We start from the raw sequence: 11525 nt of genomic DNA on the forward strand, positions 1-11525 counted from the left end.
GTCAGAATTGACGAATATAGAAGAAATACTGAAATTTAGCCGTATTTTATGCAACAAACGTACTGAAACATACACAGCCCTATCGTAGTATCTCTATGTTGAAAAGTCACTTTATCGTTAAAGTCTTCACCAAACTTTTACATTGGGGACAAAAAAATCTTTGGCGAAAAACTTCATAATTTCATAACTACTATCTATGAACCCTTTACTACATCAATTCATGAAGATATCCGTAGTTATTATGAAGGTACTTTAAAGTAGCTTCATAATAACTTTATGGAGAAATAGGTGACAGGTGACAGGTGACTGGGGACAGGGGAGCAGGGGAAGCAGGGGAAGCAGGGGAAGCAGGGGAAGAAAAATACAATGCCCACCCACTCATTACTCATTACTCATTACTCGTTATTCATTACTCATTACTCACTACTCAGCACTCAGCACTCAGCACTCAGCACTCCCTTACTCAGCACTCATCGCATTTCCTGCCAAATAAGCTGTCGTCCAAGCACTTTGAAAGTTAAATCCACCAGTCACGCCATCAATATCAATAACTTCTCCAGCGAAGTACAGCCCAGGAACTAACTTACTTTCCATAGTTTTGAAGTTGATTTCTTGAAGATTCACACCGCCACAGGTGACAAATTCTTCTTTAAAGACTCCTTTACCATTAATTGAGTATTTTCCCTGAGTCAGTTCTTGGACTAACAAATTTAAAGTTTTGTTAGGTAATTCTGCCCAACGGTCATCTGTGGTAATACCTACACGGTTAATTATGTATTGCCAGAGACGATGGGGTAAATCAACACCACGATGCAACGCGATCGCTTTTTTTCCCCATTCGCTCTTCACGGCTAAGATTTTTTGCCGTACTTCGTCTTGTGTGAGTTCGGGAAACCAGTTGACTAATAAAGTGGCTTGATAGTGGTGTTCGTGCAAGAGTCTCGCACCCCAAGCCGAAAGCTTCAGCACAGCCGGGCCACTTAAACCCCAGTGGGTGATGAGTAATGGCCCTGTTTGTTCTAGTGGTGGCTGATCCTCAACACATAACCGCAACCGTACAGGGTTAACACTAATCCCAGCTAACGCCCGTAGTTTGGCTTCGGGAATATTGAATGTAAATAATGATGGGACTGGTACTTCGATGTGATGTCCCAATTCTTTGGCGATTTTATAACCGATGAGACTACTACCTGTTGCGAGTAGCAGGCGATCGCATCTAATTATCTCACCGGACTTTAAACTCACCTCAAATTCATTGCTGAGTCGTTTGACACCAACCACAACTACCCCAGTCCAAATTTCTATACCCTCGGCTGCGGCGGTATTCATCAGACAGTTCACAATTGTTTCTGAACTATCTGTAATGGGAAACATCCTCCCATCAGCTTCAGTTTTTAGTTGCACTCCGTGGTTAGCAAACCAAGCTACGGTATCTTGAGCTTGAAAGCGGCTAAAAGCACCACGCAAAGCTTTACCGCCTCTAGGATAATTTTGTACTAGGGTTTGTGGTTCAAAGCAAGCATGAGTGACATTGCAGCGTCCCCCGCCAGAAATGCGGACTTTAGCCAACGGTTGACGACTGGCTTCGAGTAAAGTAACTTGGGCTTGAAGATTGGATTCGGCACAAGCGATCGCCCCAAAAAATCCTGCGGCCCCACCGCCGATAACTACAATTTTTAAAGCTAGCAATTTCTAAAGCATCTCAATATGATCATCTACTATCTAGGCTAGTACAGAAGAAACATAGGTAACAGGGGACAGGAGACAGGGGACAGGGAAATTTTTAGAGTGAGATGTGTTGCTTTCACGGGTGGTTAGCGTAATATTATCTGGGTTTTAACCTTCTGCCGACTCAAATAAATCTTTAGTTGCACCACAAACCGGACACACCCAATCTTCTGGGATGGCTTCAAAAGGTGTACCTGGAGCGATTCCCCCATCGGGATCGCCTACTTCGGGGTCATATTCGTAGCCGCAAACACTACATAGATAAATGCCCATAGTTTTCTTACTGGTTAATTGTTGATTTTGTTTGGGTCTGTAAATATCTTTAACAGAAGTTCATCATCAACACACCAGGCGGATTGCATAAAAACAATCACCCAAAATCTATCTCGATATATATTAAAAACGCCACCACGTTCTTTGAGCATAGGAAATCAGACCTATAGCGATCGCCCCTAGCAATAAGAGTAAAATTACTCCTCCAGGAATAAAGGTAATCAAACCAAAGCCCCTGAGTAGCCAGACAGCTATGCCAATGCCAAGAAAAACACCAAAAGCCTGAGTTAATAAGCGGTTTAAGGAAGATTGACTCACTCTATTTACCTCTCAATTTACGATTTTCTGTACATTGACAGATTAACAATAATTTTCATACATTCTTCCTGATGCCAAATTTCATTATGTCCATCTCCCAAGCTGTAAAAAGTTTTAGCGATGTTTTGACTTAGTTAGGGAGAGATTGTCTTTTAAGGTTTTCTAGGCTAAATTTTTCGTAAAGCAGTAGTCTGATTTTCTCTACTACTTAAGTGTAAATTAATATTTGTAGTGAGAAATACGGTTTTTCTCATCAAATTTCAGAATAATTACCACACATGATTAATTCCCAAAAACTGGTGTAGGCAACTGGAATTAAATATTGATGAGGTTGTACTTCACCCCTTCAATGGTTTGTAGTCACAACCTCTGCAAATGGTGAATTTGAGGAGTAACGGAAAGAAATTTATGTCTGTAACCCATATCTCAGACTCGGTGATGACAGGTTCAAGTATGACTTGGAATCAAGAACAGCAACAGCTCATGTTGCAGGGTGAAATTGTAGTCCAGGCGCGATCGCATACTGCCTGCGGTGGTGCAGTTAGTGCTTGTATGTACTTACCACTGGGGCGATCGCAGGTATGGCAACAAATCACCGATTACCCCCGTTGGGTGCAATACTTTCCAGATATTACCAAAAGCGAAGTTTTACAAAGGGGTGAGGTCAAACGCCTGTATCAATCAGCACAAAAAGTATTTTTATTGTTGACCGCTCAAGTGGAAATTTACCTCAACGTTGTAGAAGTGCTAGGACAACAAATTCAATTTCGCATGGAGAAGGGTAGTTTTGTTGACTTTGCTGCCCATATTCAGCTAAAAGATTATGATCATGGGACTTTACTAGCTTATAGTGTCCAAGCTACCCCGAATATCCCCATCCCGGCAATTTTCATTCAACAAGCCATGACCTTTGAGTTGCCTGCAAATATGCGTAAAATGAGACAAGTAATTTGTCAATAATCAACCCTACACTTTAGTTAATTCTAGTAACTTGCTTTGTTTGGATAAACTCAGCGAATCATCAGAAAAACTAGGCTCACCTTCAAACCACACATGAGTTAATTCATATTCAGTAAATTTATAACCAAGAGTAGCTGCAAAATTTACTATTTTGGTCGTGTCCCAATGCCAGCTGCTCAACAACCCTCTGTTACAGCAGTTATTAAAGTATGCTTCATAAACAGATGTTTCCGAAATCAAAACTTCATAAAAAGCATTAACCTGCTGTAACGACATAAAAGTTTATCCCCAAAATTTTGATTTTTGTATGTAATTAAAACCTACATTTAGTTAATGGAGTATTCCGGTTTGAATCTCCCAGGATTAAAAAGTCTTTATTTATTTGAAAAAATAAAATTAATGGAACAAAAAATCATCTAGCCCCAGGAGGAATTTTTTCCAAGAGTTAGTATTATTATTTACATTGACCCTCACCTCGCCTAAAGACGAGGTGAGGGTCAATTATTTCATTTTTGAATTTTTAATTTATATATCCCATAACCCATGCTTAACATTGTATAATCCAATCTCTACGATAAATTTACCTTATTGTCCTAAGCAAATCATGGTAGAGGAAAGTAGATATCATACTTACAGTTAGAATAAAAATTCATTATCAAGCTAAACACTTTCATCTTTTGCATTGATATGGTTAAACCATTGACAGCAAAATACTGGGTTCGAGTTGGAGAACTGCCATTAGAAGCAACGGGAGGCAGCAATGGATAATAGTCCAATTAGAGTCTTGTTAATTGATGATAGTAAAGATGATTATATTTTAACTTCTAATTGGGTTAGTGAATTTCAAATCAGTGGTTGTGAGTTGGAATGGTTGGATAACTATCAAGTTGCTCAACAAGCGATCGCGCAAGGTTTACATGATATATATCTTGTAGACTACCGTCTAGGAGCAGACAGTGGACTAGAATTAATCCGCAATGCAATAGGCAATGGTTGCAATGCTCCTATGATTTTGCTCACTGGTCAAGGAGACAGAAAAATTGATCTAGAAGCGATGCAAGTGGGTGTAGCAGATTATCTTGAGAAAAGCCAATTGAATCCACCTTTACTAGAACGTTCTATCCGTTATGCGATTGAACGTAAACACACAGAACAAAAAATTCGGCAACAGGTAACTTTACTTGATGTTACGCAAGATGCCATTTTCGTCCAAAATTTAGACGGACAAATTTTATTTTGGAATCAAGCCGCCGAGTTGCTTTATGGCTGGGAAAAAGCAGCAGCCATTGGTAAGCAAACACAAGAACTTTGGCAAGAAAATAACTTAGAACCGTTACAAATAGCACTTAAACATCTTAAAAAAAATCACTTTTGGGAAGGAGAGTTACACCAAAAAACCAGAAACGGTCAAGACATTATTGTCGCCAGCCGTTGGACACTAGTACATGAATTTGGTGAGCAACCCCAATCAATTCTAGTTGTGAATACAGAAATTACCCAAAAAAAGCTCCTAGAAGCACAATTTCTCCGCGCTCAAAGATTGGAAAGTATTGGCACTCTCGCCAGTGGTATTGCTCACGATCTCAACAATGTTTTAGCTCCAATCTTGATGACAGCACAACTTTTAGAGGCTCAAATTAAAGATGAGCGTTCTTTGAGATTACTTCCTATATTAATTAACAATGCGAAACGGGGAGCAAATTTAGTTAAACAGGTACTTTCTTTTACTCGTGGTCTTGAAGGTGAGCGTACCTTGTTGCAACTAAAGCACTTAATTCTCGAAATTAAACAAATAATTAAAGAGACATTTCCCAAATCAATTGAAGTTGTCACCAAAATATCACAAAATCTTTGGACTGTCTTTGGTGATGGGACTCAACTACATCAAGTGCTGATGAATTTGTCTGTTAATGCCCGTGATGCGATGCCAAATGGTGGGTTACTATACATTGAGGCTAAAAATTTATTCATTGACGAAAGTTACACCACAATGAATCTAGATGCCAAAGTCGGACCTTATGTAGTCCTAACAGTTACTGATACTGGCACTGGTATTAGTCCAGAAATATTAGATCGCATATTTGAGCCATTTTTTACTACCAAAGAAGTCAGTAAAGGTACAGGTCTTGGCCTTTCCACAGTCCTTGGTATTATTAAAAGTCATGGTGGTTTTATCAACATCAATACAGAAGCCGGGAAAGGTAGTCAATTTACAGTCTACCTACCAGCACAAGAAACTAAGGAAACTCTAGAAGAAGCAGACATAGCATTACCACCAGGAAATGGAGAATTAATTTTAGTTGTAGATGATGAAGATTCAATTAGAGACATTACTAAAACATCTCTAGAAAGCCATAATTACAAAGCTATTACAGCCAGTGATGGGATTGAGGCTATATCTTTATATGCAGAATATCAAGCAGAAATATTTCTTGTCTTGACAGATATGGTCATGCCGTTAATGGATGGATTAACTACGATTCGTACATTGCAAAGAATGAATCCCCAAGTCAAAATTATTGCTGTCAGTGGACAGAGTATTAATGATAAATTGAGTACAGCCCATAACATGAATATCCAAGCTTTTTTATCCAAGCCTTACACAGCAAACCAATTATTGCAAACAATCAGTATGGTTAAAAATACAACTTAACTCAAGGAAATCTCAAGCTTTAACAGCAAATGCTGCCTTTGATAGATATTTTGAAAAAAAGATTTTTTTGTGCGAATGATATATATTTATGAAATCAATTATTACAACTACATCTGCTATTCTTAAACCAAGAACTGAAGATAGCTTTGCTATTACCTTTGCGCCCTTATCTATTGATGAAATCTATATAAAAGCCAGTGATCCAGCTAATGGTGCAGTGGTGTTAATGAGTGGGATGGTTCGTAATCAAACGGATGGTAAAGCTGTAGTTTCTCTAGAATACCAAGCATACGAGCCAATGGCGTTGCAAGTATTTTATCAAATTGGGGCTGATATTCGTGTTGACTGGCCTGATGTGAATCGGGTGGTAATTCACCATCGTGTCGGACGCTTGCAAATTGGAGAAATTAGCGTTTTAGTGGCAGTAGGTTGTCCCCATCGAGGTGAGGCGTTTGCAGCTTGCCGTTATGCTATTGATACGCTGAAACATAATGCCCCTATTTGGAAAAAGGAACATTGGTTTGATGGTTCTAGCACTTGGGTAAGTATTGGAGCTTGTGAAGAGTCAAGCGAAATCAATCATCTACCACAACATAATTTGAAGACTCGTCCACACCACAATATTAATGATTCTGTGTAGTTCTTGCTTAAACTTAGAATCGAAATATAAATCAGGGAACACTACAACTAGATAATTCAGTTTCCCTGAAAAATATGACAACAAACGATTATGAAACGGTAAGCCATTTGGACTGGCAAGAATGTCATCAACAGCTACAGCTTTTCCAGCAGCACCAGAAAATCTTGGCGAGGATTCTGGCTAGGATTCGTGCAGCTGTTAACCTAGAATCGTTGTGTTCTACTTCTTGTCAAGATATTTGTCGGCAATTGAAGATTGAGCGAGTGGCAATCTATCGTTTCAATGCTGACTGGAGTGGTAGTTTCATCAATCGTCTTGGCTTTGCAGAATCACCTTGGAATACATTAGCTGCCTTTGGGCAAGACTTAGTATGGCAAGATTCCCATTTGCAAGAAACTCAGGGAGGGCGATATCGCCACAATGAGCCGTTTGCTGTGGCAGACATTTACAAAGCTGGACACGCTCGTTGTCATATTGAAGTCTTAGAACAATTTCAGATTCAAGCATATGCGATCGCACCGATTTTTGTTGGTGCAAAGCTTTGGGGTTTACTGGCTGCCTATCAACACTCTGCCTCTCGACACTGGCATCCTAACGAAGTTGAATTTATCGCCCAAGCTGCCACCTATCTCGGTGTAGCTATGCAGCAAGCAGAAAACGTAGAACAAACTAAACAACGTACAGCAGAACTACAAGATGCTATTGCTAGACAACGAGCTTTGACGGAAGTAGTGGGGAAGATTCGCTCGTCTGTGGAGACCCAAATTATTTTAGACACTGCCTGTCAGGAACTTTGCCAACTACTGAAGCTAGAACGGACGGCGATTTATCGTTTTCATGAAGACTGGAGTGGCGAATTTGTGAGCCAGTTCGGTATGGTAGAGCCAATGCGGGATAGAATCCATCCATTTGGTAAAAATCTGATTTGGGAAGATACTCATCTACAAGAAACCAAAGGTGGACGCTATCGCAATAATGAAAGTTTTGCTGTCAATGACATTTATAAGGTTGGTCACTCACGCTGCCACATTGATATTCTAGAGCAATTTAAGATTCGGGCTTATACGATAGCACCGATTTTCATCGGTTCAAAACTGTGGGGACTGATTGCAGCTTATCAACACTCTGGATCTCGCCAATGGGCAAATTACGAAGTTGAGTTTCTGGGACAGGTGGGGGCGCAACTGGGGGTGGCAATTCAGCAAGCAGAGAATTTGTCTCAGTCCAAACAACAGGCGATCGCCCTCAAAGATGCGATCGCTAGGCAATGTGCGCTCACAGAGGTTGTCGGTAAAATTCGCTCCTCTCTAGATATTGATTTAATTCTGAAAACCACCTGTCAGGAAGTGTGCAAATTACTGCGCGTGGAGCGAGTTGGTGTTTATCGCTTCAATGAAGACTGGAGTGGCGAATTTGTCAGTCATTTCGGTATGGTGGAAGCGCAGTGGGACAGTATTAATCCCTTTGGCAAAAATCTTGTTTGGGAAGATACTCATCTACAAGAAACCAAAGGCGGACGCTACCGCAACAATGAAACTTTTGCTGTTAACGACATCTACCAAGCTGGACACTCACGCTGTCACTTAGATATTTTGCAACAGTTTAAGATTCGCGCTTATGTGTTGACCCCCATTTTTGTTGGTCGAAAGCTGTGGGGATTGCTGGCGGCTTATCAACATTCTGCACCCCGCCAATGGGATAGTGTCGAAGTGGAATTTTTGGGACAGGTTGCCAGCCAATTAGGAGTGGCATTGCAAAGTTCCGAAATGATGGCCCAAATTCAAACTCGTGCAGATGAACTGCATCAAGCGGCAGAACAACGCCGCATCTTATTTGATTTAGTCGTTAAAATTCGCGAGTCATTGGATTTAGAAACAATTTTCCAGACTACAGTCCAGGAAGTCAGGCGATCGCTACAAGCTGATCGAGTTGGTATATTCCAATTTGATTCTGATGCCGGTTTGTGCAGTGGTGAGTTTATTGCAGAAGATGTCAGACCCAATTTCGATTCTGCTCTCGCTGTCAAGGTGCAAGATTATTGTTTTGGTGAAAATTTCGCACCACAATATCGCCAAGGGCAAGTGCAAGTCATCTCTGATATCAACAGCATCGGCTCGAAAGTGCCTCATCTGGAAGTGATTGAGCGATTCCATATCACAGCCCAGATTGTTGTCCCGTTGATGGAAGGTGATAAAATGTGGGGCTTATTGTGCATTCATCAATGCACCCATCCGCGTCATTGGGAAGAAGATGAATTAGAGTTTGTGACTCAAATAGCAGCTCAACTCAGCGTAGCACTGCATCAAGCCAACTTATTCCAACAATCTAGTTTACTGGGTCAAACTCGTGAAGAAGCAAATCAACTAGCACAGGCGTTGACAGAACTACGCACTGCTCAAATGCAAATGATCCAAGCTGAAAAAATGGCTAGTTTGGGACAATTGGTGGCGGGAGTTGCTCACGAAATTAATAACCCGATTAATTTTATTCACGGTAACTTGGAACACGCTCACAAATACACACAAGATTTGCTGCGTTGCGTAGAACTTTATAGCCATTATCATCCTAATGCTGTACCTGAGATACAAGAGTTTCTCAAGCAAGCCGAAATCGAGTTTCTCTTTGACGACTTACCGAAATTATTCCAGTCTATGAAAGTTGGTACGGAGCGTGTTTGCGAAATTGTGACATCATTGCGGAACTTTTCGCGCCTAGATGAAGCAGACTTTAAAGTCGCCAACATTCATGAAGGTATTGATAGTACATTGATGATTTTGGAACATCGTTTGAAGTCTTCATCTGATCGTCCCGCTATTCATTTAAAGAAAGATTATGACCAGTTACCTCCAATAGAATGCTATCCTGGTCAACTGAATCAAGTATTTATGAATCTGCTATCTAATGCTATTGATGCTTTAGAAGAGCGTAATGCACAAGATACTCCGGAAGCAATCGCCGCTAACCCCAACGAAATCTGCATTTCTACCTCTATGCTCAATCATGATTGGATTAGCATTCGGATTGCTGATAATGGAATCGGCATGGATGAAAAGTTACTTTCTCGGTTATTTGATCCCTTTTTTACCACCAAAGTTGTCGGTAAAGGTACAGGATTAGGACTTTCTATTAGCTATCGAATCGTTACTGATAAACATAAGGGCAAGATATATTGCCAATCTGAACCAGGCAAAGCTACGGAGTTTGTTGTTGAGTTACCAATTCGTCAGACCATAGCTAAAAAACCTCTGCTTGAAGTCTAGACGTAATACAATTTAAAAAAAATTCTGATACACATAGATTTTGATTTTGCGTAGGGGTTAGCAATGCTAACCCCTACGCGTGTATTTGTATCACTATTACCCACCACCAACGATTGTCACTACTTCTAAGCGATCGCCTGATTGTATTGTGGTTTGTTCCCAAAACTGGCGATGTAAAATTTCCCCGTTATACTCCACCGCTACCAACCGGGGATTAAAACCCAACTGCTGGAGTAAATCAGGTAAAAGAATTTGAGAAACACAATTATGAGTTTCCCCATTTACTTGCAAGGTTATTTGACCAGACATAAGACTAATTTGTAATTCGTAACGATGCTCCCCCCCCGCTACGCTCTAAGCGCAGCTATGCCGCAGGCTTTACGTAATTCGTAATTAAAGGCAAAAAATAGACATCTTTTCCCAATTGGGTATCAGATGTATTTTTGTTGTCTTTAATTTTTAATTTTTAATTTTTAATTGGAGCATTCGCGTAGCGTCCCGAAGAAAAGCGACTTGACTCTTCTGGCTTCACCCGATGGAGTTGGGAGAGTAAATATTGGGTGACTAGAGTAGGTTGTTCGGCTTGCATGAGCGATCGCACTACCGCCACCCGTTCTGCTCCGCTATCAATCACATCATTGATATTATTGGGATCTATCCCGCCAATGGCGAACCAGGGAATGGTGCTATTTTGATTGGCGTAACGAACATATTCTAAACCAGCCGCCGGTTTGCCTACTTTCGTGGGAGTTTCGTAGACTGGCCCCACGCCAATATAATCTGCACCTTCAGTAATTGCCTTTTGCATTTCTTCCGCATTAGTTGTAGAACGACCGATTAAGCGTTGTGGGCCGAGTAATTGACGAGCAATAGCAATTGGCATATCTTGCTGTCCTAAATGTACCCCATCAGCATCGACTGCCAAAGCTAAATCCACTCGGTCATTCATAATAAATAAAGCCCCGTAGCTATGGCATAGTTCCCGTAGCTGAGTAGCTTGTTCTAGACGCACTGTGTCATCGGTGTCTTTATCGCGGTATTGAACTAGAGTTAATCCACCTTTGAGGGCAGCTTCTACCGTTTCGAGTAAAGTATCTGAGGGGGATGTTACCAGATATAAATGCGATCGCCACAGCAGTTGATGACGCTCGTAACCCATCAAATTAGTTTCTAGGCTGTAAACCTGATAACGCATCTGTTTAAAAGCCTTACCCATGCTGGGGTGATAAAGCTTCCCATATTCTTCCAGTACCCGCAAAGCTTCTTGGACGCGGCAAAAATTCGCCTGTAACAGAGACTTAATCCCAGAGCGTTGCTCCTCCTGGGGATGACTTAACTCAGTACCAATATCGCCTGCTGTATCTCGCGCCGACCTTAACTCCGCATTATGCCAACTAGCCACCTCTTGGCGTAGCTGCTTACATTCCCCAGCCATTGGGGAATTATTCAAGCCAAACCGACACCACTCTTCAATAATTCGTAAGCCTTCACGAGCGCGGTCTAAATTAGCATCTAAAATGCGGTAGACAACTTGCTGCATATGCCTTTGTTGGCTTTGGGCTGTGGCCATTACAACAACCCCATTATTGATGCTTTCATCGTAATAGCCAGCCTCTTTCATCGTTGCAATCTACCTCACATATTGATTTGCTCTTTGGGCATTGGGCATTGGGCATTGTATTTTTCTTCTTCC

The 11525-nt window shown here is 41.0% G+C and carries 10 protein-coding genes; 4 read left to right on the forward strand and 6 right to left on the reverse strand.

Annotation, left to right across the window (positions count from 1 at the left end; all coding sequences use genetic code 11):
- Positions 1–459 precede the first annotated feature (459 nt).
- The 3 genes from VB693_RS07215 to VB693_RS07225 all read right to left on the reverse strand — a co-directional run bounded on the left by VB693_RS07215 (position 460) and on the right by VB693_RS07225 (position 2319).
- Positions 460–1689 (reverse strand): NAD(P)/FAD-dependent oxidoreductase, encoded by a 1230-nt coding sequence (locus tag VB693_RS07215; protein WP_323265663.1) that lies wholly within the window; start codon positions 1687–1689, stop codon positions 460–462.
- Positions 1690–1836: 147 nt separating this feature from the next.
- Positions 1837–2001 (reverse strand): rubredoxin, encoded by a 165-nt coding sequence (gene rd / locus VB693_RS07220; protein ID WP_323265664.1) that lies wholly within the window; start codon positions 1999–2001, stop codon positions 1837–1839.
- A 123-nt stretch (positions 2002–2124) separates the two neighbouring features.
- Complete coding sequence (locus VB693_RS07225) at positions 2125–2319, reverse strand: hypothetical protein (RefSeq protein WP_190705647.1); 195 nt, start codon at positions 2317–2319, stop codon at positions 2125–2127.
- Positions 2320–2727: 408 nt separating this feature from the next.
- On the opposite strand from VB693_RS07225, the gene VB693_RS07230 reads away from it, so the two are divergent.
- Positions 2728–3279, forward strand: a complete 552-nt coding sequence (locus VB693_RS07230) for an SRPBCC family protein (protein ID WP_323265665.1) — start codon at positions 2728–2730, stop codon at positions 3277–3279.
- Positions 3280–3285: 6 nt separating this feature from the next.
- Here VB693_RS07230 and VB693_RS07235 read toward each other — a convergent pair whose 3' ends face one another.
- Positions 3286–3555 carry a hypothetical protein gene (locus VB693_RS07235; protein ID WP_323265666.1) on the reverse strand — a complete coding sequence of 90 codons (270 nt, stop codon included), beginning with the start codon at positions 3553–3555 and terminating at the stop codon, positions 3286–3288.
- Positions 3556–4039: 484 nt separating this feature from the next.
- Here VB693_RS07235 and VB693_RS07240 point away from each other — a divergent pair, with 484 nt between their 5' ends.
- The 3 genes from VB693_RS07240 to VB693_RS07250 all read left to right on the forward strand — a co-directional run bounded on the left by VB693_RS07240 (position 4040) and on the right by VB693_RS07250 (position 9832).
- Positions 4040–5932 (forward strand): response regulator, encoded by a 1893-nt coding sequence (locus VB693_RS07240; protein WP_323265667.1) that lies wholly within the window; start codon positions 4040–4042, stop codon positions 5930–5932.
- Positions 5933–6020: 88 nt separating this feature from the next.
- Positions 6021–6572: a molybdenum cofactor biosynthesis protein MoaE gene (locus VB693_RS07245; RefSeq protein ID WP_323265668.1), complete on the forward strand. Its 552-nt coding sequence runs from the start codon at positions 6021–6023 to the stop codon at positions 6570–6572.
- A gap of 74 nt (positions 6573–6646) precedes the next feature.
- A complete protein-coding gene (locus tag VB693_RS07250) occupies positions 6647–9832 on the forward strand; it encodes a GAF domain-containing protein (RefSeq protein ID WP_323265669.1) in 3186 nt (1061 codons plus the stop codon).
- Between the two features lie 96 nt (positions 9833–9928).
- Here VB693_RS07250 and thiS read toward each other — a convergent pair whose 3' ends face one another.
- Positions 9929–10141 carry a sulfur carrier protein ThiS gene (gene thiS, locus VB693_RS07255; RefSeq protein ID WP_323265670.1) on the reverse strand — a complete coding sequence of 71 codons (213 nt, stop codon included), beginning with the start codon at positions 10139–10141 and terminating at the stop codon, positions 9929–9931.
- Between the two features lie 157 nt (positions 10142–10298).
- Positions 10299–11453: a thiamine phosphate synthase gene (locus tag VB693_RS07260; protein WP_323265671.1), complete on the reverse strand. Its 1155-nt coding sequence runs from the start codon at positions 11451–11453 to the stop codon at positions 10299–10301.
- Positions 11454–11525 lie beyond the last annotated feature (72 nt).

Source organism: Anabaena sp. UHCC 0399 (assembly GCF_034931465.1).
GTDB lineage: Bacteria > Cyanobacteriota > Cyanobacteriia > Cyanobacteriales > Nostocaceae > Trichormus > Trichormus minutissimus.

Excerpts from the sequence above, each read along its gene's own strand:
- VB693_RS07230 (WP_323265665.1), top strand. The coding sequence starts at position 2,728 with ATGTCTGTAACCCATATCTCAGACTCGGTGATGACAGGTTCAAGTATG.
- VB693_RS07250 (WP_323265669.1), top strand. The coding sequence starts at position 6,647 with ATGACAACAAACGATTATGAAACGGTAAGCCATTTGGACTGGCAAGAA.
- thiS (WP_323265670.1), bottom strand. The coding sequence starts at position 10,141 with ATGTCTGGTCAAATAACCTTGCAAGTAAATGGGGAAACTCATAATTGT.
- VB693_RS07245 (WP_323265668.1), top strand. The coding sequence starts at position 6,021 with ATGAAATCAATTATTACAACTACATCTGCTATTCTTAAACCAAGAACT.
- VB693_RS07260 (WP_323265671.1), bottom strand. The coding sequence starts at position 11,453 with ATGAAAGAGGCTGGCTATTACGATGAAAGCATCAATAATGGGGTTGTT.
- VB693_RS07235 (WP_323265666.1), bottom strand. The coding sequence starts at position 3,555 with ATGTCGTTACAGCAGGTTAATGCTTTTTATGAAGTTTTGATTTCGGAA.
- rd (WP_323265664.1), bottom strand. The coding sequence starts at position 2,001 with ATGGGCATTTATCTATGTAGTGTTTGCGGCTACGAATATGACCCCGAA.
- VB693_RS07240 (WP_323265667.1), top strand. The coding sequence starts at position 4,040 with ATGGATAATAGTCCAATTAGAGTCTTGTTAATTGATGATAGTAAAGAT.